Here is a 22,859-nt window from a genome sequence, read left to right on the forward strand (position 1 = left end):
ATGACCTGGAAGCGTGCGAAGCGCTTGTGACAGGCCCTCCCCCAGCCCCTCCCGCAAGCGGGAGGGGAGCAGAAGGGCGCAAGCCCTCGATCATCGCACCAGGTCCGGGATCCGCTCGAAGATCCCGAGCGTGAAATCGCACAGCAGCCCGATGATCAAGCTCCCGAACACCAGCAGCGAAACCGCCACCACCAGCAGCTTGGGCACGAACGACAAGGTCTGCTCGTTGATCGACGTCGCCGCCTGGATCATGCCGGTGATCAGCCCAGCGAACAAAGCGGGAATGAGGATCGGCGCCGAGGCGAGCGCGAGCACCCACATCGTCTGGTTGGCGATCGTCAGGAAATAGTCCGCGTCCATCGCGCTAGTTCACAAAACTGTTGGCAAGCGACCCCATCGTCAGCGCCCAGCCATCGACCAGCACGAACAGGAGCAGCTTGAACGGCATCGAGATGATCGTCGGCGACAGCATCATCATGCCGAGCGACATCAGCACCGTCGCGACGACGAGATCGATCACGATGAACGGCAGGAAGACGAGAAATCCGATCTGGAACGCGGTCTTGAGCTCGCTCGTGACGAAGGCGGGGAGCAGCACCGAGAAGGGGATCTGCTCGGCATTCTGATACGGCCCGCTCTTGGCGATGCCGGCGAACATCGTGATGTCCTTCTTGCGCGTCTGCTTGGTCATGAAGGCGTGGAGCGGCACGCCCGCCGCCTTGATCATGTCGGTCGCGCCGATCTTGTTGGCGGCATAGGGCTGGATCGCGCTCGCGTTGATCTGGTTGATCGTCGGCGCCATCACGAAGAACGACAGGAACAGCGCGAGCCCGATCAGCACTTGGTTGGGCGGGGTCTGCTGTAGCCCCATCGCCTGGCGGACGATCGACAGCACGATGATGATCCGCGTGAAGCTCGTCATCATCAACAAGATGCCGGGCAGGATCGTCAGCAGCCCCATGACGATGAGCAGCTGCAGCGACAGCGCGAGCGGCGCATTGCCGCCGCCGAGATCCTTCAGCGCGCGGTCCGCCGCATCACCTGCGCCGGGCGCGGGCGGCGTGGCGAGCGGTGCGGCCTGCGCGAAGGCAGGATGCGCGACGATCAGCGCGAACAGGATGCCGAGCACGACGAGCGCGATCTTGCCCCACGGCGCGACGCGCGGCGCAGGCGTGCGGATCAGCGCCGGGCCCGAGCCCTTGCGGACGACGCGCACGCTCATTTGCCGTCGCCGCGATCGAGCAGCGCAACGCCGGTGCGGCTGACCGAGACGAGCAGCTTGCGCCCCTCGAAATCGAGCACCGCGACGCGCACGCTCGGCGAGATCATCATCGTCTCGACGACTTTCAGCATCCGGTTGGACGGCTGGCCGGGCATGCGCGATTCGAGTTTGCGCCACGCATAGAGGCACCCGATCATCAGCCCGCAGACGAGCGGCAGCAGCACGACGAGCTTGAGAATGTACGACCACATCATGGCGTCACCCGCGCTTTTCTGGGCTGACCAGCTCGGTCATGCGAACACCGAAATGGTCGCCGACCATCACCACTTCGCCGCGCCCGATCAGCGTACCGTTGACGAGCACGTCGAGCAGTTCATTGGCCTGACGGTCGAGCTCGATCACGCTCGTCTCGCCCAAAGCGAGCAATTCGCGCAGCGTCAGCGAGGTCGAGCCGATCTCGACGGTCAATTTGACGTCGACATCCTGCAGCAGCCGGAAATTGGCCGCCAGGCTGGTATCGACGGGGAAACCGCCGCTCATCTCGCTCATTGCAGTCCACCCCTGAGATCACGTTCTAAATCGTTCGAAATTGTCGTCAGCCGGATCGCGGCCTTGCCGTTCGACGTGCCGACCGTCCCCGCCCCGAGCCGGTCGCCGCCGATCATCACCGGCACGTCCTGGCCGACGGTGATCGGGATCACGTCGCCGGCCTTGAGGTCCATCAGCAGTTGCAGCGAGACCATCGGCTCGGCGAGCACCGAGCGGACCTCGAAGCGCACGTCCATCACCGCGCGGGTGAGACTGTTGCGCCACGCGGGATCGGGCTCGGCGGTCTTGTGGACCTTGCCGGTGAGCGACGGGCCGTGCGGCTTCAACGCCGCGACCGGATAGAGCAGGTCGAGAAACACCGGCTTGGCCGACCCGACCGCGATCCCGAAGCGCGTGATCACCACGGCATCCTCGACATCGAGTTCCGGGATCAGCGACGGGTTCGCCTCGACGCGGCCGGGGGTGAACTCGATCCGCGCGAGCGGTTCCCACGCCGCCTGCATCGGCAGCGCGAGCATCGCGCCGAGCCGGGTCATCATCGCCTCGGCGGCCGGCGTGAACTCGCTGCCGATGTCGCTCGACACCGCGCCGGTGCCGCCGAAGAACAGATCGAGCAGTTCGAGCACGAAGCGCCCGTCGAGCACCGCGAGCGCCTGGCCCGAGGGCAGCGCGCCCGCCGACGCCATCGTCAGCGGGAGCCATGCGGTCAGCCCGTCGGGGCGTTCCGCGCGGTAATCGGCGAGCCGCTGGACGACGAGCGGCTCGGCCCAGGTGCGACATTCGCGGCGCAGCAGCGGCTCGAACACCGCGCGCACCCCGCGCGCGAGCCGCGCCGAGAGATGTTGCACCGTATGCAGATCGCCGAACGGGTTGAGATTGGCGGCCCCGAGCGTCGCATGCGCGGCCTCACGGCGCGGACGTTCGCGCCGGTCGCTTGATGCGTGCTGAAGGCCTTCGTTAACCATGCCTCACTGAACAACAAAATTGGTAAAGTAAACGTTACCAACGCCTCCGAAACCTTCCTTTTGCTTGAGCGTGTCGTTGATCGCCTTGGCGATGCGACGCTGGAGCAACTGCTTGCCAGTGCTCGAAAAAACCTGCTCCTCGGTGGTGTCGCCAAGCGCCATCAGGATCGCCGAGCGAACGGCGATTTCATTGGTCTTGATGTTTTCGACGACGGTATCGTCGTACGGAGTCGACACCGCGATGCCGACCTGGACGAAGTGCACGCTGTCCTGGAGGTTCGAGGTGAACTCCTTGTCCATCGCGTAATAATTGGAGGCATATTTGTCGCCGCCGGCGCCCGTGGGGGGCTTGTGGCCGCCTTCCTTGGCCTCGCCGCCTTCGCCCGATCCGGCACGCTTCTGCTCGGTTTTAGGGACGAGCCGCGGGCCGCTCGGTTCGGCCGCGCCCTTGCCACCACCGATCAGTCCGGCGTTCATCGCGTACAGCGCGCCGCCGACGCCGCCGCCGACGAGCACGAGCGCGCCGACCACGAGCAGGATGATCTTCATCATCCCGCCCTTCTTCTTCTTGGGGGTTTCTGCGACGGTCTCACTCATGATCTGACTCCTTCAAAGCTTATGCGACGCGAGCGTCGGATGGGGTTTGGGTCTCTTCAGCCAGCGCGCGCGGCGCTGGCGTGATGGATGGGGCGGGGCGCGGCTGTGGCGCGGCGCCGGTGCCGCTGCCGCTGCCCGAATCGGCCGACACGCTGGTGTCGCCGATCCGCACGCCGCGCGCGGCGGCGAGTTCGCTCAGTCGCGGCTGCGCATCGGCGATCAGCGCACGCGTCGCCTCCTGCGCGGCAGTGAAGTGGACATGGACGCGGTCGCCGACCTGCCGCACCGCGACATCGACGCTGCCCAGGGCGTCGGGCACGAGCCGTATCCGCGTGTCGCGCGCGTCGGCATCGTCGCGCAGCGTCTCGATATGCTCGATCATGCGCTGCAGCCCGGTGTCGCGGGTGAGATCGAGCCCGGACTGGCTGGCATTTCCCGCAGCCGGTACGCTCGCCGCGTCGCCCGCGTGCGTCGGCGTGCCGACGCCTGGCGTCATCGTACCGGGGGATGCCTCGGGATCGCCACTGCGCTGGGCGCGATCGCGCCAGGCGGTGGCGAGCGCGGCGGCGAACACGCGCCCGGCGGGTTGTGGCACGGCGCTCGCGATGACCGCCGCGTCGGCCGGCCCCGACGAAGCGAGTGCGAGCGGTTGGGGGGCGTCGGCGGTGGCGGGAGCGGGCGACGCCGCGTCCTGTCGCGCCACCGCCGCGCGCGTCAGCGCAGTGTCGAGCGCGGCGGTGATCGCCGGATCGAGCGGTGGCAGAACGAGCCGCGCGTCTTGGTTGGTGGGTGCGCCGGTTGCCGCGAGCGTGCCGGATAGCTCGGGCATATCCGCCAGCGCCGGCAGGGGGCGAGGCTGGCTGTCGGTCCGCGGGCTCGACCACGCAGCAGTGGCGTGCGGCGTGGAGGCTGGCGGCGTCAGCGCGACGATCGCGCCGGTGCTGTCGGCGATTGTCGGCGCAGCTGGTCCCGCGGCTGCAGATGGCTGGACTGGGGTGGGCGTCGGCGCCGCCGAGCTTATGCCGCCGACGAGCTGGCCGTCAGCAGGTGGCGCGAACTCGGCTATCACGACGGGCGCGGAAAGCGGGGACGGCGGCACCGGCGGCGCCATCCAGATCGGAGGCGTCGCGTCGGCTGAAGCGGTCTTGCTCGGCAAGGCGTTGCCGTCGGCGGCAGTGTCGTGCCGGTCGTCCTCACGCGGTGTGCCGGCACCGCGATCGTGCGTAGCGGCTCGCGAATCGAGGAAGGACGCGAGCGTTTGCCCGAATCGCGCTGGATGCGCGCGCGCTGCCGCCTTGGCCGCACTGGCGGTCGGGCCGATGGCAACGGGGGAGGGCAAAGCGGGCAGAGGATCGATCATCGGAACTCCGGGCAGGCCGCAAACGGCCGTTACCCGGTGATCAGCAAGGATCGTGCCGGTTCTTGCGGCCGGCCGGCGCGGCTTCGAGTGCGCGGATTTCGCGGAGCACTTCGAGCGCATCGGCGCGCGCGATCAGCTTTTCGACCGCGCTCTGGTCGCGACGCGCCTCGCGCGTTGCCTCGACTGCGCGCTCGGCGGTGGCTTGCGCTGCGCGCAGGCGGCCCTCGGCGGCGTGCGCCGATTGATGAAGGCGCTCGCGAAAATGCGCTGCGGCGACGAGCGAGAAGCCCGCAACGGGCTCGGGTGTGGGGGCGACACCGGCAACAAGCTGCGCAATGCGGCCCTTGAGCGCCGTTTCGCTCGCGGTGCGATCATGCGCGCGCGCTTCCTCGGCCTGGACGAGGCCCAGCTGGAGCGTCCGAACGCGCAGGATGCGCTCGAGCTTGGTCGGCTTGGCCATCTCAGTCGGCGCCGAACACGCCGATCAGTTCCGCCGCCGCATCGGGCAACGAAACCTGCTCGTCGGGGTCCTGCTTGATATATTCCATCACCGCTGGGTGGCACGCGATCGCGGTGTCGATCGCCGGATCGGCGCCCGCGCGATACGCGCCCATCAGCACGAGATCGCGATTTTCCTCATACGTCGCGAGATGGCGGCGCAGCGTGCGCGCGGCTTTCAGGTGCGGCTTGTCGACGATATCGGTCATCACGCGGCTGACCGACGGGCCGATGTCGATCGCGGGATAGACGCCGCGCTCGGCGAGCTGGCGCGACAGCACGATATGCCCGTCGAGGATCGAGCGCGCCGAGTCGACGACGGGGTCGTTGCCGTCGTCGCCATCGGCGAGCACGGTGTAGATCGCGGTGATCGATCCGCCCGAATGGACGTCGGTCCCGGCGCGTTCGATCAGATTGGGGAGCATCGCGATGGCCGACGGCGGATAGCCGCGGGCACTCGCGGGTTCGCCGAGCGCCAGGCCGATCTCGCGCCCGGCGTGCGCGACGCGGGTGAGTGAATCCATGATCAGCAGGACCTTCTTGCCCTCTGCGCGGAAGGCTTCCGCGATCGCATGGACGCGCAGCGCGCCGCGGATGCGCAGCACGGGGGAATGGTTGGCGGGCACAGCCACGACGACGGCGCGCTTGCGGGCGTCGCCTGCGACCTTGGTTTCGAGAAAGTCGGCGACTTCGCGGCTGCGCTCGCCGATCAGGCCGATGACGATCACGTCGGCTTCCGCCGCGCGCACGATCATGCCGAGCAGCACCGATTTGCCGACGCCAGAACCCGCCATGATGCCGATCCGCTGGCCTTGGCCGACGGTAAGCAAGCCGTTGATCGCGCGCACGCCGACGTCGAGCGGCGCGAGTACGCGGCCGCGATCGAGCGGCGACTGCAATTTGCCCGCAAGCGGCCAGCGGCCTGCGCCGCGGATCGGGCCGAGCCCGTCGATCGGCTTTCCCGCACCATCGACGACGCGGCCGAGCAGGGCTGCGCCGACTTCGGCCTCGCCGGGGGCGCCGGCCGGGCGGACCGGGGCTTGCGGGAGCAAAGCGGCGGGGCCGCCGAGGTTCATCAGCAGCGTGCGGCCGTTGCGGAAGCCGATCACCTCGGCCTCGACCCCCGAGTGGCGATCGCCGACTTGGCAGACCGTGCCGACCGGGACGGTGAGCCCGACCGCTTCCATCAGCAGCCCGTCGAACGAAGCGAGCCGGCCCGCGACCTTGGGCGCAGGCGCGAAGTCGGCGATGCCGAGCGATTCGAGATACGAGTCAGTGAAGCGGTTCAGCATGGGAGCCTTGCTCCTTCGTCACCCCGGCCTTGTGCCGGGGCCCACCGGGACGCGCGTGCTGCGACCGATGGCTGTGCAGCACGGTGGACCCCGCCACAGGGCTGGGGTGACGAATGCGAAGCAGGGAGAGGGGGTATCACGCCGCCGGCACCGCGACGCGATCGATCGCGTGCGCCAATTGTTCGAGCCATAGCTCGGGTCCGTCCTCGACGATCGTCGACGCGCTTTCGAGCTGGAACGATCCGCGCGCCAGGCTCGCATCGCCGACCGCGAAGATCTGGCGCGGCAATTTGCCCTCGAGCAACGCGACATCGTCGGGATGGACATGGAGGATCGCCGATTCGGCGGCATCGCTCAGCAGATCGACCGCGGCCTCGATGCGGCGCGCGAGCAAGTCGGGCTCGACGCCGATTTCGCCGACCAGGCGGGTGACGAGAAACAAGACCGTCTGGCGCAGCCGCTGCGCCACTGCGTCGCGATCGATGCGATCATCCGACTTGAGCGCTTGTGCGAGCGAGGCGAGCAGCGTCCGGTCACGTTCGCCCGTTACCGCCATCTCCGCCTGCGCGGCGGCGACGCCCTCCGAATAGCCAGCGGAATGCGCCGCCTCGATCGGATCGACAAACGGCGTCGCGGCGGCGGCCGCCTCGAACGGGTCCCACCCCTCGGTCGGGTTGGTGTCGGGATCGGCGGGGGTGAAGTGGCGCGGGCCGGCCTCGCCTGCCGCTTGCGGCGCGAACGAGACGGGGCCGCGCGCGACGCGGTCGCGCAGATCGGCGGGCGCAAAGCCCGCGACGCGCGGCGCGAACGCTGCCTTGAGTGCCTCGGCCACGCCCTGGCCGCGCGCGGAAAAACCTGCGGTGAACTCAGACATAATCGTCTTCGCCTGCACCCATTTGGATCGTGCCGTCCTTGGCGAGATTGCGCGCGATCTGGATGATCACCTTCTGCGCCTCGAGCACTTCGGAGAGCTTCATCGGCCCGCGCGCTTCCATCTCGTCGCGAATGCCATCGGCGGCGCGGCTCGACATGCAGCCGAGGAAGCGCGCGCGGATGCTCTCGTCGACGCCCTTCAAGGCACGCGTGAGGATGTCGCTGTCGATGTTGCGGATCAGCGTGCCGAGGTTCTTGTCGTCGAGCTCGAGCAGATTGTCGAACACGAACATCGCTTCCTCGATCGCCTTCGCCACGTCGCGGTCGATCTTGAACAATTTGGGCATGACGCGCAGTTCGGTCGCCTTGCGCCCGCTCGACAGGATCTTGGCGGCATCCTTGGTCCCGCCGAGCGTGACGCCGGCCGAGGCTTGTGATGTACCAGTGCGGTTCGCAAGCATCGTCTTGAGCGTCTCGACCGCTTCGGGCGTGATCGGCCCAAGCCGCGCGAGCCGGTGGAGGATATCGGGCTGGACCGCATCGGGCATCAGCTCGAGCACTTGCGCGCCGACCGTCGGATCGAGATTGGCGATCAGGACCGCGGCGATCTGCGGATGCTCCTTCTCGATCATCGCGGCGATCTCGCCCGCGTCGAGCCAGTCGAGCAAGTCGAGCTGGCACGATTCCTGGGCGGGCACGATGCGGGCGAGCACGCTGTCGGCCTTCTCCTGGCCGAGCGCACGCGTCATCACCGCCTCGATCCGCGGGCGCGGGTCGAAGCCGATCGCGGTGCGTTCGCGCGCCTTGCCGACGAAATCGTCGAGCACGCCCTCGACCTCGATCTCGCTGACATCGGCGACCGCGAACATCGCCTTGCCGAGCTGGCGGACTTCCTCGGGATCGAGCTTCTGCAGGATCGCGGCGGCTTCCTCCTCGCCGACGAGCATCATCAGCACGGCGGCGCGTTCGACGCCGGTATAAATGCGGGTGGGAGCGTTCATGACTTGATCATGTCCCGTACGGCGAGCGCGGCGCGCGCCGGATTGTCGCGGGTGAAGCCGCGCACCATGCCGATCCGGTCGTCATAGTTGCGCGCATTCTCGAGCGCATCGATGCTGACCGGCTGGTCGGTCCGCGGCGGCGGGATCTGGCCGCCGTCATAACCGTCGGGCGCGCCGATCTCGCGGCCGAGCGCGGCGCGCGGCTGCGCGGCGCTGTCGTCGCGCTTCTTGAGCAGCGCCGTCGCGAGCGGACGGACACCGAGGAACAGCACGAGCAGCGCAATGACGAGTGCGGTCACGTTGCGCGCCACCACCGGGAGCCAGCCGGCCTCGTACCATGGCTGCTTGTCGTCGAGCGCGGTGGCGCCGGCGAACTTGCGGCTGATCACCGTGACCTGATCACCGCGCGGCTGGCTGTAGCCGACCGCGGTCTGGACGAGCTGGGTGATCTGCTGAATCTCGAGCTGGCTGCGCGGCTTGCCCGTTTCCGGGTCACGCAATAGCACCGCAACCGACAGGCGCGTGATCGTGCCGGGCGCCGTGCGGCTGACCGAGACTTCCTTGCCGAGATCGTAAGCGCGCGAATATTGGTCGCTCGCCTTCAGCGCATCGCTGACCGCACCGGCCGCCGCCGCGACGACCGGGCCGGTGGCACCCGGCGTCGATGCGACGGGAGTCGCGCCCGGGGCAGGGGTCGGCGCTGGGGTCGGCTGTGGCGCGCTCAGCGTCGAGGCCGGCGGCGGGGTGTTCGACAGTGCGCCGGGGATCCCGCCGGGGGCTTGCCCGTCCTTGCCGTTGCCGGTCCACTGGCCCTGCTCGACGCGCAGCACGCCTTGCTTGTCATAGCTTTCCTTGGTCGCCTGCGTCTCGTTGAGATCGACATCGGCCTGGACTTCGGTGGTGAAATTGCCCGCGCCGATCAGCGGCGTGAGCATCTGCACGACCTGCGCGCGATATTTCTCCTCGATCCGGCGCTGGAAGGCGACGCGTTCGTCGCTTGCCGCCCCCAGCGCGCTCTGGTTCGCGCCCTTGGTCAGCAAGCCACCCATCTGGTCGACGATCGTCACGCCCTCGGGCTTCATCCCCGGGACCGACGAGGCGACGAGGTTGATGATCGACGACACCTGCGCGTCGCCGAGCGAGCGGCCCGGCTGCAATTTGACGATGACCGAGGCCGACGGTGCGGCGGAATCGCGCACGAACACCGATTGCTCGGGCGTCGCGAGATGGACGCGCGCTTCGGCGACCGAGTCGATCTCCTGGATCGATCGCGCGAGTTCGGTCTCGCGCGCCTGGCGCAGGCGTTCGCCCTCGACCGCGCGCGATACGCCCATCGGGAGGTTGTCGAGGATCGCGTAGCCGCCGGGTGCCGCCTTGGGCAGCCCCTGGCCGGCGAGCAGGATGCGCGCGCGTGAATAATCGTCTTCATTGACGGTCAGCGATCCGGTCGCCGCGTCGATCTTGGACGTGATGTTGGCCGCCTGCAGCGCGGCGGTGACCGAGGCCTTGTCGGCATCGGCGAGGCCGGCGAACAGCACCTTCTGGTTGGGGCTGGCGAGCATCATCCAGGCGAGCGCGGCGGCACCGATCAGGCCGATCAGCAGCGCCATCGGCAGGCTGCGGCGCACCGCGGGCTGCGCGAACAGCCCCTGGAGCTGGCTGAGCGGGTTGGCGAAGCGTTCGGGCACCATCGCGGCGAGCCCGGAGCCAGACGACCCTTGCGGAGCGGGGGTGAGAGCGTTGCTCATCGATTATACCGGCATGCTCATAATGTCCTTGTAAGCGGACAGGAGTTTGTTGCGGACTTGCAGCGTCGCCTCGAAGCCGACCGAAGCCTGCTGGCGCGCCAGCATCACCTTGGCGATGTCGATCGTCTCGCCGCGCTCATAGCTTTCGGAGAGCTTGCTCGCCTCGACTTGACCCTGGTTCACGCTTTTCAGCGCGTCTTCCATCGTCGAGGCAAAGCTGGTCGGCTTGGCTTCGGTCGCCGGAGCAGCGGGGCCCGACGTCCCGGCGCGCGCGAGCGCCTGGTTGCGTTCGAGGATCTGCGCCCGCAGCGCCATCACTCGGTCGACGCCCATCGCGCCGCCACCGATCGCGTCGATGCTCATGCGACACCCATGGCGTACTGGGCCACCCGGCCGACGGCAGAAACGATGTCGTCACCCTGTTCACGAGCCTTGGCGAGACGGTAGCGCAAGGTGCGCTCCGAAATGCCGAGCCGCCGCGCGGTTTCGATCCGGCTGCCGTTGCACGCGGCGAGCGTTTCGCGGATCGCCTGGAATTCGTGCATCTGGACGATGTTGCCCAAAGTCACAGGGGGCGTCGCGGGTTGCGCGGGCTCGTCGTTCGCTGCGCCGGCGGCGCGTGCGCTCGGGCGGTCGAAGACGATGTGCTCGGCCGAGATCGTGTCACCGCCGGCAAAGAGCAGCGCGCGCTGGACGACGTTCTCGAGCTCGCGGACATTGCCCGGCCAGTCGTGGCGCAGCAGCAGATCGATCGCCGACATATCGGGCCAGGGAACGGTCTGGCGATTGCCGGCATGGCGCAAGATCAGCGTCGCGGCGAGCGCAGGGATATCCTGCGGCCGCTCGGCGAGCAGCTTGGTCGTCAGCGGGAAGACCGAGAGGCGGTAATACAGATCGGCGCGGAAGCGGCCCGCGGCGACCTCGTCCTGCAGGTCGCGGTTGGCGCAGGCGATGACCCGCACGTCGATCGACTGCGGCGTGGTCGCGCCGATCGGAACGATCTCGCGCTCCTGGAGCGCGCGGAGCAGCTTGGCCTGGAGCTGGAGCGGCAGTTCGGCGACTTCGTCGAGCAGCAGCGTGCCGCCATGTGCTGCACGGAAGAAGCCTTCGCCGCCCGACGAGGCACCGGTGAAGGCGCCCTTCTGATGGCCGAACAGCAGCGCCTCGAGCATCGTCTCGGGCAGCGCGGCACAGTTGATCGCGATGAACGGGCCGGCGGCGCGCGCCGACTTGAGATGGATCGAGCGCGCGAGCACTTCCTTGCCGGTGCCGGTCGGGCCGTTGATCAGCACGGTGATGTCGGCGGCGGCGACGCGATCGGCGAGCGCGTGGAGCGCGAGGCTCTCGGGGTCGGCGGCGGTCGGCATTTCGGGTTCGGCGAGCAAGGCGCGGACGAAGCCCACACCGACTGCGGCATCGGCGCTTTCGAAGGCGACCCGTGCCGGACCACCGTCGTGCGACGGAATGACGTAGCGCCCCTCGCTGGCGAGCACGACGGTGCGTGCGGCGGCGGGCGGGGTCTCGCCCTCTGCAATGAGGAACAGCGCGTCGCGCGGCGCCTTGCCGTCTTCGAACGCGCCGATCGCGAAGCCTTGCGCGCGGAGTGCGGACACCAGCGCATAGTGCTGGCGAAGAATCGCGGCTGACGGAACGATGGATCGCATGACGGGCCCCCTTGAACGAGCCTTGCAATGCTGCATTTCTGGTAAATGAATGGTTAAGGATGTTGCCGGGGCGGCAAAGTCTGACCGTTTGCCGCGATTTTTGCCGGTAAATTTAGGCAAAATCGGCAAAAGCGCAGCGGGTTTGCAAAAGTGCTTAATCCGCGGCGGATGCGGTCGTTAGCACTGTTGGCGGCTCGGCTCTCCGATGGGGGACGGCGGGATTGCCGGACCCAATGGAGATTTTCACCATGACCGTTATCGGAACCAACGTCGCCGCACTCAAGGCGACCAACGCATCGAACTCGGCGAGCATGGCGCTCGCCACCAGCATCGAGCGCCTGTCGACCGGCAAGCGCATCAACTCGGCCAAGGACGATGCCGCCGGTCTCGCGATCGCCTCGTCGCTGACCTCGCAGATCAAGGGCCAGAACCAGGCGATCCGCAATGCGAACGACGGCATCGCGCTGTCGCAGACCGCCGACAGCGCGCTCGGCGAAGCGACCAACATCCTGCAGCGCGTCCGCGAACTCGCCGTCCAGTCGGCGTCGGGCACCTATGGCGCAGACGATCGCGCAAACATGCAGACTGAAGTTACCGAATTGACCTCGCAGCTCTCGACGACGCTCGGCGCCAAGTTCAACGGCGTCAGCCTGTTCAAGGTCACCACCGCAACGCCCGTCCCTGCGACCGACGACATCAAGATCAAGATCCAGACAGGCTCCGGATCCGACGCGACCGCCAACACGGTGAACCTCAACATCGCGGCGATCGATGGCACCAAGGTCGACGCGACGGCACTCGACGTCACCAGCGTCACCAATGCGGGCACCACGCTCGACAACATCGATGCGGCGCTGAAGTCGATCAACACCACGCGCGCTTCGATCGGTGCTGGCCAGAGCCGACTCTCCTCGGCGGTCAACACGCTGACCTCGAACGTCGCCAACCTGACCGACGCGAAGAGCCGGATCGAAGACGTCGATTTCTCGACCGAAACGACCAGCCTCGCCAAGGCGCAGATCCTCAGCCAGGCATCGACCGCGCTGCTCGCGCAGGCGAACCAGAGCCAGCAGGGCGTGCTCAAGCTGCTCGGCTAAGCGGCCTCGGCCCTGGTGCCCGACCCCCCATAAAGGGTGTCGGGGCCGACCGGGTCGTTCGCTTGGCGATCTATGTGGACGGCCTGCGAAGACCCCGGCTCCCGTCATGGGCGCCGGGGTTTTTCGGCATCGTGCGCAGTGCGTCTCAAAACGCGCGCGTGTGCAATCTCTTGTTAAGTGACACCGCTCCAAGACCTGCGAATGGCTTTGGAAACTGTAAGAGTAAGCGTACCCGCCTGGTCGATGCGCGTCATGCTGGGGAGTCTGGCGCTCGTTTCGGGCCTGGTGGCGCAGCCGTCGCACGCGCGCGGTGTGTCGCGACGACCTGTTGCGGAGGTGCTCGTCACCGCGTCGAGCGGCCGGGTGATCTTCGCCAATCTGCCCGACGCGCCGCGTCGTCCGGCGTCGTTGACCAAGATGATGACGCTCTACTTGCTGTTCGATGCGCTCGATTCGGGGCGGGTGCGGATCAGCGAATCGATTCCGGTATCGCATCGGGCCGCGCGCCAGCCGGCGTCGCGACTCGGCCTGAGCGCCGGCACATCATTGCCGCTGCGCACCGCGATCCAGGCGATGGCGGTCCATTCCGCCAATGATGTGAGCGTCGCGATCGCCGAGCGGCTCGCCGGTAGCGAACGCGATTTCGCTGGCCTGATGAATGCCAAGGCGCGCGAGCTGGGCATGACGCGGACCAGCTTTGCCAACGCGACCGGGCTGACCGACACGGGCAACCAGACGACGGCACGCGACATGGCGACGCTCGCGCGGGCGTTGCTGCGCGATCACGCGCGCGAATATCCGGTGTTCGCGACGCGCTCGATCACGTGGCGATCGCGGCGCTATGCGAATCATGACCATCTGCTCGGCAAGGTCGGCGGGGTCGACGGGATCAAGACCGGCTATACGCTCGACGCGGGGTATAACATCGCGACCTCGGCCAAGCGCGGTGGCGTGCGCGTCATCGCGGTCGTGCTTGGGGAAAAATCAGTCCAGGCGCGCGACGTGCGCGTCGCGAATCTCGTCGAGCTCGGCTTCACGCCGCCGGCGCGTCATCGGCGCGGCGCCTTCTAGCGCCGGGCCGGCCGTCACACTTTGGCGGAATAGATCATCCGGCCTTCGCCGAGTCGCGCGAAGACTTGCTGGAGATCGCCCTCGCTGACCGCAAAGCACCCCTGGCTGCGGCCGAGCTGGCCGTGCGTGCGCAGCATGTCGGGATTGGCGTACCACGCGGCATGGACGACGAGCGCGCGCGACAGCGCATTCGAATTGGTCGGATCGAGCCCGATCAGCCGCTGCGACAGGCCGTGCTTGCCGACATAATAATCCGAGGCAACGAAGGCGCCTTCGCTCGACGCGTTCGAGCCCTCGGCGTTCGAGAAGCGCTGGAGGAATCCGGTATGCGCCGGATCGCTCCCGCTGCCATGTGCGACGAGCAGCGTCGTCGTCATCCCGCTCGCCATGTCGATGAGGTAGAAGCGCGGTTGCGACGACGGCTGGGAGAAATCGGCGATCGCGATGCGATCGCGGCGTGCGATCTGCGCGCCATGGCGATGGAACGCGCTCATCGCGCGGCGAAGCAGTTCGGGGCGAACGACGCGCGTCGAGGCGAGTGGTTGGACGGTAGCGGGCACTTGCGCTGCGGCGACCCGCGGCAGCGCGGCTGCACTAACGAGCGCGAGCCCGGCCTTGCCAAGGCTGCGACGCGACAGGGTAGGTACTGAGTGTTGCACGATTTGCGACATGTCCCTCGGAAACAGTGGAGGAGTCGTACCACGAAATCGCTGAGGAAATTGGGCGCCATCGCCACATGTTCCGGAATTCAGCGCTGCTTGTCGCACCAGATGCCCCGCTCGCCGCAATCCAGCCGCAAACGCGTGTCGACGTGCCGCGCCCGGTCAAAAATCGTAACGTCGCGTTTTCGAGACGTTTCAGCCATACGCGCGCCGATCCAGCGCGATCGTGCAGAGTCCGCTATGTTTTGCAGGCGCCTGCGTGCGAATTCCAGTCACCCGCGATGCGCTTGCCGATAGGATGTCGGAGTCGGCCGTCGCAATTCGGTGTCTGCCGAGGTCGACGTGACAGTAGTCACGAACCAATATCCGCGGGCTTGCGGCGAGCAGCATCCCGGCTTGGTGCAGGCGCGTGGTCGCCTAAGCCGCTTAGCGCCGTTTGGTCGCGACTTCGGTCCCGAAAACCCGATCCCAGAAGATCGCGGTGATCGAGAAATTGCCTTCCTCGCGCGCATAATGATGGCGAATGTGATGCCGCTTCAAACGGCCGAGCAAGCCGTGGCGTAGCGGGAATTGATGCACCGCGTAATGCACGCTGTCATAGATCACATAGCCGATGCCGAAGCCGATGAAGATGACCGAGCTGATCGGACCCGCGACGAGATACAAGAGCAGCCATACCGTCCCGTTGATCGCAATGCTGATGAGCGGCGGCATGAGATTGCGCAACGAATCGTTGGGCTGGGTGTGGTGGTTGCCGTGCGACAGGAAGAGGAAGGCGCGGCCGAGATTCGAGGTGAGCTTCATGTGAAACACGAAGCGATGCATCGCATATTCGAACAGCGACCAGAGGAAGAGGCCGAGCAGCGCGAGGCCCACCGACTCGATGAAGCTCATCAAGCCCCAGCTCGCGTAGACAGCAAGCGCCAGCATGCCGAGCCAGGTGACCCCAAAGGCAATCGGCGATACCGTCGTGGTGCGCTCGAGAAAGTCGTTGCGAAACAGCCGGATACGCTGATCCTCACCGCTATCGCCTTTATGTCGCGTTCCAGTGATCGGCATGGTCATCCTACGGCAGACTGATCAACGGGCTTAGTTGCAGTGCAGCGAAACTGTTACACGCAGCGAAAGACGTGATCAATTCGCAATAGCGCAATTCCAGATACCGTGCTGACACTTTCGAAAAGCGAGTGGCCCGGCGTTGATTTTGGGCAACACAGCAGCCGCGTTTGTCGCGCGCCGACGCTAACCAGAGCGCAGCAGGGCTAATCGCAAGGCCCTGCGACGACCCTGTGCCCAACGTCAATTCGACCAAAGTCGGCGCAACGGTGAGGCGCGGGCCGCGCGGGCGCTCTCGGCTGCCAAGCGCGCCGCTTCGAGTTCGGCGAGCGTGGCGGCAAGTTTGTCCCGCTCCTCCGCCACTTCCGAGAGGCGGCTGATTGCAGCGTCGCGCGCGTCCGCGGTCTCGGTCAGTTCGGCCGCGATTCGGTCGCGTTCGTTTTGCAGCGTCACCACGCTTTCGTCCGCGCCCGCCTTCGCGGCGCTAATATCAGACAAAGCTGCGGAGATTTGATGGCACTCGGCTTCGAGCGCGGTAATGGCGGTGTCCGCTTCGGCCTTGGCCGCCTCCGCCGCGGTCAAGGCCGCGCGGAGCTCGCCGCGCTCTGCGTCGAGTTCGGCGACGGTAGTGTTGGCAGCATCCTTGGCGGCCGCGGTTTCGGCGAGGGTTGCGGCGATACGATCGCGCTCGGCTTGGAGTTCGGTCACGGTACGGTCGGCGGCGTCCTTGGCGGCTGCGGTTTCGGCGAGGGTCGCAGTGATTCGACCGCGCTCGGCTTCGAGTTCGGCGACATGGTGGTCGGCGGCGTCCTTGGCGGCGGCAGTCTCGGCAAGCGCTCCGGCTATGCGATCGCGCTCGGCTTCGAGTTCAGCGACGTGGCGGTCGGCGGCGTCCTTGGCGGCAGCCGTGTCGCCGAGCGTTGCGGTGATGCGATCACGCTCGGCTTCGAGTTCGGTGGTGCGATGATCGGCAGCGTCCTTGGCTGCTGTGGTCCCGGCGAGGGTCGCGGCGATGCAGTAGCAGTCCGCGCTGAGCGCCTCATTCGCCTTTTCGACAAGCGACCGCGAGGCCAAGGCCTCGGTTAGCGCAGCGGCAAGGCTGTCACGTTCTGCCGCAACGCTCAGCGTGGCCTCGGCATCGGCGCGCGCCTGCGCCGCTTCCACAAGCGACGCAGCGAGCCGTTCGTGCTCGGCAGTCGCTGTCGCGATAGCCTCTTCGGTCGCAATCCTCGCGGCGTCGGCTTCCGCGAGCCTTGCGGCGATCCGATCGCGGTCCTCGGTGATGGTGATTGTGGTTTCGTCGGCCGCGGCCTTGGCGGCGGCCATGGACGCAAGGGACGTCGCAAGGCGATCGCGCTCCGCGCCGAGCGCGTCCATCGCTGCGTCCGCGGCATCCCGGGCGACGGTCGTCGCGTCGAGCGCCGCGGCCATCCGATCGCGTTCCGCCTCGAACGCAGCCGCGGCGTCTTGCGCCACGATTCGCGCTGCCGCGGCCTCGGCGTGGGTGGCTGCGATTGCATCGCGTTCAGCCGTCACCGTCGCCAATGCCGTGTCGGCCGTGATGCGAACCGCCTCGATATTTTCTAGTGTGGCAACGGCATCGTCGCGCTCGCCGCCAGCCGCGGCGACCTGGGACTCGGTCGCGGCCTGGGCGCGCACATGCTCGTCGTTCTTGTGCTGAAGCTCTGTCGTCAGGCCGTCATACCAAATCGTTGCGCTGCGCGTCAGCCTGTCATGTAGGTCCCACTGTGCAAGCGTCTCGTCTTTCAGTTTGAACGCGAAAGCCGCCGCTTCCTCGCTCGCGCAAGTCGATGCGATAATCTTGACGAATTGCTCGATGGTATCGATGAATTGCTTGCGATCGCGCACCAGCACGATCGATGTGTCGAAGTTGGATTTTGCATCAGACAGATCGACGGGGGCGCAGACGAGGCTGGACAATTGGGCTTCGACCGAGCGTCGCAACGCGGGATCGGTCGTCAGCGCGCTGGTATCGATCACCAAATCGGCGGACTCGATTGACTGAGCATAAAGATAGATATGCATCAGGATAAACAGAAGAAACGTCTGCTCGTCCTTGGGTGACGAGACGCGATCCGATAGGGCTTCGTTGAGCCCGTTCAGAAACCTGTCATTGTGAAATGACGCAGCAGTGTGATCGATCGTGTCAAAGAAGAAGCGATTGCCCCGCAAAAATTGTCCTGAATAAGACGACCACTGTTCGAATATGTTGCGATGAAGCAAGACATTCTGCACCGGCATGAAGCGCTTGATTGCCGCCATCCGCCCGATGCTGCGCGTGCAACTCAGGAGTGGGACCTTCCGACTTCGATACGCGTGCTCCACGAGGATATTGAGATATGATTGCTCTTCGAGTGACAGGTCCCCGTCCATCCCACCTTGAGGGATGAAGCGTTCGAGCGCCATGCTGACGTCGAAGCCGATCACGCCACCGCCTTTCTTTAAAAGGGGGAGATATTCAAGAAAATATGGAGCCTGCGCTGGATGACGCGAATCCCACGTCGAGTATGTCGTGCTAATTATCGATTTTTCGCTAATATCCGAAATAATTTCGTTAAATATTTCGTAATACGCAAGCACGTTCGGGAGTCTTCTGAGGCTCGTCCAAAGCCATGTACTCGACGTTCGAAAGCTGGAATGCAGAAAAACCGGTAGTGTACGCGAATTAATGTCCCTTAAATTGGTCAGGTCATTCAATTTAGCTCGAACAATCTCCCGGCCATCCGTAGGGCTAATATTGGCTGAATCGCTGCGGCGACGCTTATTAGGTCGTACGCGATCCGCGGGACCTTGTTCCGGCTTCGAAACCAATTACGATGACCTTCCTCAGCGCTTATTCAACGTAACCTCATACACCTTATAATCCATGGAACTGAACCCCATAATCGTGCTCTCGCGGACCGAGGGGCGACTGGCGAGCGGCGAGGTTGTTTTGCGAGGCAGGCGGCACCAGTCCCCATGCGCCCGATATCAAGCGGGTGTCCCCGCAAACCCGGGGGCGAATTGCGCGCCAATCGCGCGTGGGGTAGCCTCTGCCTCCCGACGGCCAGCACCTTGAGACAGTGCAAACCGGAGCGCAGATCATTTTATGGGGGGCTGACGCCGTTGCGGCCTCGTCGGCTCGGGCAATAATTGGCTTGCCAAGGATGCGCACGCTGCGCAAAGGCCTCGGGCATTGTGTCCATCGGCCCTTCAGGCCCTAGTTTTCAGAGACCCGGCGTATGAAAAAACTGGTTGCCTTCGACCTCGACGGAACGCTGGCCGAGAGCAAGCAGCCGCTGCAAGAGCCGATGCAGCAAGCGCTGACCGATCTGCTCGGCGTCGCGCATGTCGCGGTGATCTCGGGCGGCGACTGGCCGCAATTCGAAAAGCAGGTCGCATCGCGCCTGCCCGTAGGTGCCGATCGCAGCAAATTGTGGCTGATGCCGACCACCGGCACCAAGCTCTATACTTTCAAGGACGGCGCCTGGTCGGCGGTCTTCGCCGAACTGTTCGATGATGCGACCAAGGCCAAGATCCTGACCGAATTCGACGCTGCGCTGGTCGAGACGGGCTTTGTCCCTGAGCAGACCTGGGGCGAGCGAATCGAGGATCGCGGCAGCCAGATCACCTTCTCGGCCCTCGGCCAGCAGGCGCCGCTCGACGCCAAGGAGCATTGGGACCCCGATTTCGCCAAGCGCAAGATCATCCAGGCCGATCTGCGCAAGCGTCTGCCGGGGCTGTCGATCAACATGGGCGGCGCGACCTCGATCGACATCACCCGCGAAGGCGTCGACAAGGCGTACGGCCTCAAGAAGCTGCGCGACGCGAGCGGCATCGCGCTCGACGAGATGATGTTCATCGGCGACGCGATCTTCCCGGGCGGCAACGATTATCCGGCGAAGGAACTCGGGCTCGACACTGTCCGCGTGCGCGATCCCAAGGAAACCGTCGCGGTGATCGAGGGTATCGTCGCCTGCCTGAAATGAGCGGTGCGGCCGCTGGCGGTCAGCCGCCGGCGGCGTACGGCGTCGCGTCTCGTGCTATCGCGTGACCGATCGCAGGAATCGTCACGGAGAGCGCGACGATTACACCGCCGCGGGCGGCCAGAGGCAGTCGAGCACCGCGTGATGCAGGTCGGCGGGCGTCAGGTCGACCCGGCCGTTGCCCGCGATCGTGTTCCCCGTCCCGTCGAAGCGCAGCATGACATAGGGCGTGTGCCGCGCACCGCCGGGTTCGAGAATGCCGGGAATGCTCGGCCGATGATCGCCGAAAAACACGAGCAGCGCCGGGCGTTCATCGGCGGCGAGGCGAGTGCACAGCGCGGTCAGCATCGCATCGCTGCTGCGCAGATGCCGCAGATAGGCGTCGAGCCCGATCGCCGCGCCGGGCTCGCGATCCTTGTCCCACGGGCCGTGGTTTTCCATCGTGACCGCATAGATCAGCGCCGTTTCGGGCGATCCATCGACCAGCGCGGCGAGCGCGTCGCCCAATGTCCGGTCATCGACATACCGCCCGCCGCCTTCCAGCGTAGGCGCAAAGCCCTCCGCGCCTATCAACCTGTCGAACCCGACCGCCGGCATCAGTCGGTTGCGGCCATAGAAGCGCAGATCGTGCGGATGGACGAAGGTCGTGCGATAGCCAATCGCGCCGAGCCGCGCCGACAGCGCAAAGCTCGCCTCGCCGTGCGCGCTGAGAAACGGATCGTAACGCCGGAAACCGAGCGCTGCTTCGCTGCGGCCGAACAGGACGCCATATTCGGTGCGCATCGTGTAGGCGCCAAAGCCGCTAACCTCGAGCTCGCCATATTGCCATGCGGCGGCGCGGGCATGGTCGAGCCCGGGCAGTGCGCGTGACGCGTCGCCCGTCAAGGCGACCGGATCGGCAAACGATTCGCACTGCACGATGACGATCACTTGCGGCGCGGCGATCCCGGCCGCGGCATGCGGCGCGGGCAAGGGCGGTTGCAGCGGCGGGTCGGCGGTTTCGCGCCAGCGTAGCCAATACAGCGCCGCGGTCGCGATCAGCCCAAAGCGCGTGAGATCCGCCTCGAGCGCCGGCCGCAGCGCCTCCGCCGCGAACCAGCGTCCGCGCAGCAGCACACACATCGCGCCACCCGCGCCAATCATCACCGCCAAGCCCGCCGAGTGCGCGAGCGGCGCAGGCTCGAACAGCGCCATCAGCGTCAGAACGGCGAGGAGCAGCGCGATCGCCCCGAGCCAGCGCTGACGCTGCGGAATCGCGGTGAAATAGAATCGCGGGTGACGCACGACGGCGACGAGCAAGGCGAGGTCGGAGAACACCAGCGGCTCGCCGAGCATCGTGAATTTCGCGTTGGAGGCGACGACGAACAACGCCAGCAGCGCGATCGCCAGCAGCGCCGCGACCGGCGCATTGCCCGAGAGGGCGAGGCCGAAACCGAATAGCGCGGTCATCGCCAGGGCATGCAGCGCCAATCCGCGCGCCGCGCGAAAGCGTATCGCGCGCGGCCTCACACTAGCGTCAAGCAGGATCGACGCGATCATCATAGCAATAAAGACGATCACATCATCCGCCACAAATGCGCGCTTCGAACGGGCGCGTCGTCTGCCTCGACCGAACCTTGCCTGCGCACTTGCTGCAAGGAGAAGCGGCTGAGCTATAGCGTCCGTGGACAAGGCTGTCACGATCGCGCGCGTGCGCTGGCCTCCTTGGAAAGTTCCGCAACGCTCTGTATGAGCGCGTTTGGGAACGATGGCGTATGGGGCACAGCCATTGCCGGGTGAAGACAAGGAAGACCAGATGCCCGAACACTCTACCGGCGCGCCGGTCCTGATGCCGCAGGTCGCGGCGCCGGGCGTGCCGGCCGCGCTCGAGCGGCGCAACATCCTGTTGCTGCAGGGGCTGATGGGGCCGCTCTTTCGCAAGGTCGGGCAAGCGCTGCGGCGCGACGGGTACGGCGTTTACAAGGTCAATTTTAACGGCGGCGACCGGTTGTTCTGGCGCTTGCCGAACGGGATCGACTATCGCGGCACCCCGGCGGAATGGCCGGGTGCGCTCGAGCGTATCATCGCCGATCGCGGCATTACCGACGTCGTGCTGTTCGGCGACTGCCGCCCGCTGCACATCGCCGCGATCGCGCTGTGCCGCGATCTCCACATCCCGGTCCATGTCTTCGAAGAAGGCTATATCCGGCCCGATTGGGTGACGCTCGAACTCGGCGGGGTGAATGGCCATTCGACGCTGCCGCGCGATGCCGCCTGGTATCGCGCCGAGGCCGCAACGCTGCCGCCGGTGCCGCCACAGCATCCCTTCCCCTCGTCGTTTCGCCGCCGCGCGGTGGAGGGCATTCTCTACAATCTCGCCGACGTGCTGACGCGCTGGCATTATCCGTTCTGGGAAAACCACCGCCCGTTCCATCCGGTGGTCGAGGGCATCGGCTGGGCCCGTCGATTGATGCGCCGCAAGGAAGCGCGCGAACGCGCCGATGCGGTCCTTGCCCGGCTCGCCGTGACGACCGAACCCTATATGGTGTTTCCGCTCCAGCTCGATTCGGATGCGCAGATCCGCTTCCATTCGTCTTTCGCGGGTGTTGCCGATGCGTTGCTGATGGTGATCACGTCGTTCGCCAGCCATGCGCCGAAGGATATGCGGCTAGTGGTGAAGGAGCATCCGCTCGACAATGGCGTGCGCGACTGGAGCGACGAGGCGATGATGCTGGCCGCGTTGCACGGCGTAGCGGACCGGATCGATTATCTCGAGATGGGCGACATCGTTCCCGTAACGCAGCGCTCGAAGGGAATGGTGACGATCAACAGCACCAGCGGCACGCTGGCGATCGCGCTCGATATTCCGGTGATCGCGCTGGGTCAGGCGGTTTACGACATCGAGGGCGTCACCTATCAGGGGCGGCTCGACGATTTCTGGCGCGACCCGGGCAAGCCCAATGCCGAAACCTTCGCGGCATTCCGGCGCGTGCTGATCGACCGCTGTCTGGTGGCCGGCGGTTTCTTCTCGGACGAGGCGCTCGACAAGGTGATTGAAGGGGTCGTAGCCAGGCTCGAGGCGGCAAGCCCATTGAAGGTTGCAATTCCACAGGTACGCAAGCCGACCGTGCCAGCGACGGCGGTCTGGCAACCTCCCGAGATCGGCAATCAGCATCATCCGCGATAGCACCCGTTTGGCGATCGTTGCCTAGGTGCTGCAACGCAGCAATCGCCGTTCT

At 66.2% G+C, this 22,859-nt stretch carries 22 protein-coding genes; 4 read left to right on the forward strand and 18 right to left on the reverse strand.

From position 1 onward, the window contains the following. Nucleotides 1–90: 90 nt before the first annotated feature. From ABIB28_RS08665 to ABIB28_RS08730, 14 genes are all read right to left on the reverse strand, one after another. Nucleotides 91–360, reverse strand: coding sequence for a flagellar biosynthetic protein FliQ (locus tag ABIB28_RS08665; RefSeq protein WP_354287811.1), 270 nt, complete (start codon nucleotides 358–360; stop codon nucleotides 91–93). Nucleotides 361–364: 4 nt separating this feature from the next. Then, entirely contained in the window at nucleotides 365–1,222 is an 858-nt protein-coding gene (gene fliP, locus ABIB28_RS08670) for a flagellar type III secretion system pore protein FliP (RefSeq protein ID WP_133191008.1), read from the reverse strand. Next, the gene (locus ABIB28_RS08675) at nucleotides 1,219–1,476 is read right to left on the reverse strand and encodes a flagellar biosynthetic protein FliO (protein WP_010184512.1); all 258 of its coding nucleotides are present in this window, start codon (nucleotides 1,474–1,476) and stop codon (nucleotides 1,219–1,221) included. Before ABIB28_RS08675 ends, fliP begins: the two co-directional genes overlap by 4 nt. 4 nt (nucleotides 1,477–1,480) lie before the next feature. Further along, entirely contained in the window at nucleotides 1,481–1,771 is a 291-nt protein-coding gene (gene fliN, locus ABIB28_RS08680) for a flagellar motor switch protein FliN (RefSeq protein ID WP_133191004.1), read from the reverse strand. After that, nucleotides 1,768–2,736, reverse strand: a complete 969-nt coding sequence (locus ABIB28_RS08685; protein WP_354287814.1) for a flagellar motor switch protein FliM — start codon at nucleotides 2,734–2,736, stop codon at nucleotides 1,768–1,770. The genes fliN and ABIB28_RS08685 overlap by 4 nt, the downstream gene beginning before the upstream one ends. 3 nt (nucleotides 2,737–2,739) lie before the next feature. Continuing rightward, nucleotides 2,740–3,333 carry a flagellar basal body-associated FliL family protein gene (locus tag ABIB28_RS08690; protein WP_354287816.1) on the reverse strand — a complete coding sequence of 198 codons (594 nt, stop codon included), beginning with the start codon at nucleotides 3,331–3,333 and terminating at the stop codon, nucleotides 2,740–2,742. Between the two features lie 19 nt (nucleotides 3,334–3,352). After that, on the reverse strand, nucleotides 3,353–4,693 hold the full coding sequence (locus ABIB28_RS08695; protein WP_354287818.1) for a flagellar hook-length control protein FliK: 1,341 nt from the start codon (nucleotides 4,691–4,693) through the stop codon (nucleotides 3,353–3,355). Nucleotides 4,694–4,733: 40 nt separating this feature from the next. Then, entirely contained in the window at nucleotides 4,734–5,153 is a 420-nt protein-coding gene (locus ABIB28_RS08700; protein ID WP_189676603.1) for a hypothetical protein, read from the reverse strand. A gap of 1 nt (nucleotide 5,154) precedes the next feature. Continuing rightward, nucleotides 5,155–6,483 (reverse strand): FliI/YscN family ATPase, encoded by a 1,329-nt coding sequence (locus ABIB28_RS08705; RefSeq protein WP_133190994.1) that lies wholly within the window; start codon nucleotides 6,481–6,483, stop codon nucleotides 5,155–5,157. 136 nt (nucleotides 6,484–6,619) lie between these two features. Further along, nucleotides 6,620–7,357 (reverse strand): FliH/SctL family protein, encoded by a 738-nt coding sequence (locus ABIB28_RS08710; protein WP_354287821.1) that lies wholly within the window; start codon nucleotides 7,355–7,357, stop codon nucleotides 6,620–6,622. Beyond that, nucleotides 7,350–8,357, reverse strand: a complete 1,008-nt coding sequence (gene fliG / locus ABIB28_RS08715) for a flagellar motor switch protein FliG (protein ID WP_189676605.1) — start codon at nucleotides 8,355–8,357, stop codon at nucleotides 7,350–7,352. Before fliG ends, ABIB28_RS08710 begins: the two co-directional genes overlap by 8 nt. Next, nucleotides 8,354–10,105, reverse strand: coding sequence for a flagellar basal-body MS-ring/collar protein FliF (gene fliF / locus ABIB28_RS08720; RefSeq protein WP_354287823.1), 1,752 nt, complete (start codon nucleotides 10,103–10,105; stop codon nucleotides 8,354–8,356). The genes fliG and fliF overlap by 4 nt, the downstream gene beginning before the upstream one ends. Nucleotides 10,106–10,108: 3 nt before the next feature. Continuing rightward, complete coding sequence (gene fliE, locus ABIB28_RS08725) at nucleotides 10,109–10,468, reverse strand: flagellar hook-basal body complex protein FliE (RefSeq protein ID WP_189676607.1); 360 nt, start codon at nucleotides 10,466–10,468, stop codon at nucleotides 10,109–10,111. Next, nucleotides 10,465–11,769, reverse strand: a complete 1,305-nt coding sequence (locus tag ABIB28_RS08730) for a sigma-54 interaction domain-containing protein (RefSeq protein WP_354287826.1) — start codon at nucleotides 11,767–11,769, stop codon at nucleotides 10,465–10,467. Before ABIB28_RS08730 ends, fliE begins: the two co-directional genes overlap by 4 nt. Nucleotides 11,770–12,017: 248 nt before the next feature. On the opposite strand from ABIB28_RS08730, the gene ABIB28_RS08735 reads away from it, so the two are divergent. Continuing rightward, the gene (locus ABIB28_RS08735; protein ID WP_133190984.1) at nucleotides 12,018–12,866 is read left to right on the forward strand and encodes a flagellin N-terminal helical domain-containing protein; all 849 of its coding nucleotides are present in this window, start codon (nucleotides 12,018–12,020) and stop codon (nucleotides 12,864–12,866) included. Between the two features lie 243 nt (nucleotides 12,867–13,109). After that, nucleotides 13,110–13,937, forward strand: a complete 828-nt coding sequence (locus ABIB28_RS08740; protein ID WP_354287828.1) for a D-alanyl-D-alanine carboxypeptidase family protein — start codon at nucleotides 13,110–13,112, stop codon at nucleotides 13,935–13,937. Nucleotides 13,938–13,951: 14 nt separating this feature from the next. Here the strand turns inward: ABIB28_RS08740 and ABIB28_RS08745 are convergent, their stop codons facing one another. From ABIB28_RS08745 to ABIB28_RS08755, 3 genes are all read right to left on the reverse strand, one after another. Further along, nucleotides 13,952–14,608 (reverse strand): murein L,D-transpeptidase catalytic domain family protein, encoded by a 657-nt coding sequence (locus ABIB28_RS08745; protein ID WP_354287830.1) that lies wholly within the window; start codon nucleotides 14,606–14,608, stop codon nucleotides 13,952–13,954. A 417-nt stretch (nucleotides 14,609–15,025) separates the two neighbouring features. Next, nucleotides 15,026–15,664, reverse strand: a complete 639-nt coding sequence (locus ABIB28_RS08750) for a sterol desaturase family protein (RefSeq protein ID WP_354287832.1) — start codon at nucleotides 15,662–15,664, stop codon at nucleotides 15,026–15,028. A 234-nt stretch (nucleotides 15,665–15,898) separates the two neighbouring features. Next, the gene (locus ABIB28_RS08755) at nucleotides 15,899–18,103 is read right to left on the reverse strand and encodes a coiled-coil domain-containing protein (RefSeq protein ID WP_354287834.1); all 2,205 of its coding nucleotides are present in this window, start codon (nucleotides 18,101–18,103) and stop codon (nucleotides 15,899–15,901) included. A gap of 794 nt (nucleotides 18,104–18,897) precedes the next feature. Here ABIB28_RS08755 and ABIB28_RS08760 point away from each other — a divergent pair. Next, nucleotides 18,898–19,644: an HAD-IIB family hydrolase gene (locus ABIB28_RS08760; protein ID WP_354287836.1), complete on the forward strand. Its 747-nt coding sequence runs from the start codon at nucleotides 18,898–18,900 to the stop codon at nucleotides 19,642–19,644. Between the two features lie 99 nt (nucleotides 19,645–19,743). On the opposite strand, the gene ABIB28_RS08765 is transcribed toward ABIB28_RS08760, so the two are convergent. Beyond that, complete coding sequence (locus ABIB28_RS08765; RefSeq protein WP_354287838.1) at nucleotides 19,744–21,090, reverse strand: LTA synthase family protein; 1,347 nt, start codon at nucleotides 21,088–21,090, stop codon at nucleotides 19,744–19,746. A 346-nt stretch (nucleotides 21,091–21,436) separates the two neighbouring features. On the opposite strand from ABIB28_RS08765, the gene ABIB28_RS08770 reads away from it, so the two are divergent. Continuing rightward, on the forward strand, nucleotides 21,437–22,807 hold the full coding sequence (locus ABIB28_RS08770; RefSeq protein WP_502958224.1) for a capsule polysaccharide biogenesis protein: 1,371 nt from the start codon (nucleotides 21,437–21,439) through the stop codon (nucleotides 22,805–22,807). Nucleotides 22,808–22,859 lie beyond the last annotated feature (52 nt).

Origin of the sequence: Sphingomonas sp. UYEF23, from assembly GCF_040546165.1 — a bacterium.
In the GTDB taxonomy this organism is placed as follows: Bacteria; Pseudomonadota; Alphaproteobacteria; order Sphingomonadales; family Sphingomonadaceae; genus Sphingomonas; species Sphingomonas glacialis.

Excerpts from the sequence above, each read along its gene's own strand:
- ABIB28_RS08665 (WP_354287811.1), bottom strand. The coding sequence starts at position 360 with ATGGACGCGGACTATTTCCTGACGATCGCCAACCAGACGATGTGGGTG.
- fliP (WP_133191008.1), bottom strand. The coding sequence starts at position 1,222 with ATGAGCGTGCGCGTCGTCCGCAAGGGCTCGGGCCCGGCGCTGATCCGC.
- ABIB28_RS08675 (WP_010184512.1), bottom strand. The coding sequence starts at position 1,476 with ATGATGTGGTCGTACATTCTCAAGCTCGTCGTGCTGCTGCCGCTCGTC.
- fliN (WP_133191004.1), bottom strand. The coding sequence starts at position 1,771 with ATGAGCGAGATGAGCGGCGGTTTCCCCGTCGATACCAGCCTGGCGGCC.
- ABIB28_RS08685 (WP_354287814.1), bottom strand. The coding sequence starts at position 2,736 with ATGGTTAACGAAGGCCTTCAGCACGCATCAAGCGACCGGCGCGAACGT.
- ABIB28_RS08690 (WP_354287816.1), bottom strand. The coding sequence starts at position 3,333 with ATGAGTGAGACCGTCGCAGAAACCCCCAAGAAGAAGAAGGGCGGGATG.
- ABIB28_RS08695 (WP_354287818.1), bottom strand. The coding sequence starts at position 4,693 with ATGATCGATCCTCTGCCCGCTTTGCCCTCCCCCGTTGCCATCGGCCCG.
- ABIB28_RS08700 (WP_189676603.1), bottom strand. The coding sequence starts at position 5,153 with ATGGCCAAGCCGACCAAGCTCGAGCGCATCCTGCGCGTTCGGACGCTC.
- ABIB28_RS08705 (WP_133190994.1), bottom strand. The coding sequence starts at position 6,483 with ATGCTGAACCGCTTCACTGACTCGTATCTCGAATCGCTCGGCATCGCC.
- ABIB28_RS08710 (WP_354287821.1), bottom strand. The coding sequence starts at position 7,357 with ATGTCTGAGTTCACCGCAGGTTTTTCCGCGCGCGGCCAGGGCGTGGCC.
- fliG (WP_189676605.1), bottom strand. The coding sequence starts at position 8,357 with ATGAACGCTCCCACCCGCATTTATACCGGCGTCGAACGCGCCGCCGTG.
- fliF (WP_354287823.1), bottom strand. The coding sequence starts at position 10,105 with ATGAGCAACGCTCTCACCCCCGCTCCGCAAGGGTCGTCTGGCTCCGGG.
- fliE (WP_189676607.1), bottom strand. The coding sequence starts at position 10,468 with ATGAGCATCGACGCGATCGGTGGCGGCGCGATGGGCGTCGACCGAGTG.
- ABIB28_RS08730 (WP_354287826.1), bottom strand. The coding sequence starts at position 11,769 with ATGCGATCCATCGTTCCGTCAGCCGCGATTCTTCGCCAGCACTATGCG.
- ABIB28_RS08735 (WP_133190984.1), top strand. The coding sequence starts at position 12,018 with ATGACCGTTATCGGAACCAACGTCGCCGCACTCAAGGCGACCAACGCA.
- ABIB28_RS08740 (WP_354287828.1), top strand. The coding sequence starts at position 13,110 with ATGCGCGTCATGCTGGGGAGTCTGGCGCTCGTTTCGGGCCTGGTGGCG.
- ABIB28_RS08745 (WP_354287830.1), bottom strand. The coding sequence starts at position 14,608 with ATGTCGCAAATCGTGCAACACTCAGTACCTACCCTGTCGCGTCGCAGC.
- ABIB28_RS08750 (WP_354287832.1), bottom strand. The coding sequence starts at position 15,664 with ATGACCATGCCGATCACTGGAACGCGACATAAAGGCGATAGCGGTGAG.
- ABIB28_RS08760 (WP_354287836.1), top strand. The coding sequence starts at position 18,898 with ATGAAAAAACTGGTTGCCTTCGACCTCGACGGAACGCTGGCCGAGAGC.
- ABIB28_RS08765 (WP_354287838.1), bottom strand. The coding sequence starts at position 21,090 with ATGACCGCGCTATTCGGTTTCGGCCTCGCCCTCTCGGGCAATGCGCCG.
- ABIB28_RS08770 (WP_502958224.1), top strand. The coding sequence starts at position 21,437 with ATGCCCGAACACTCTACCGGCGCGCCGGTCCTGATGCCGCAGGTCGCG.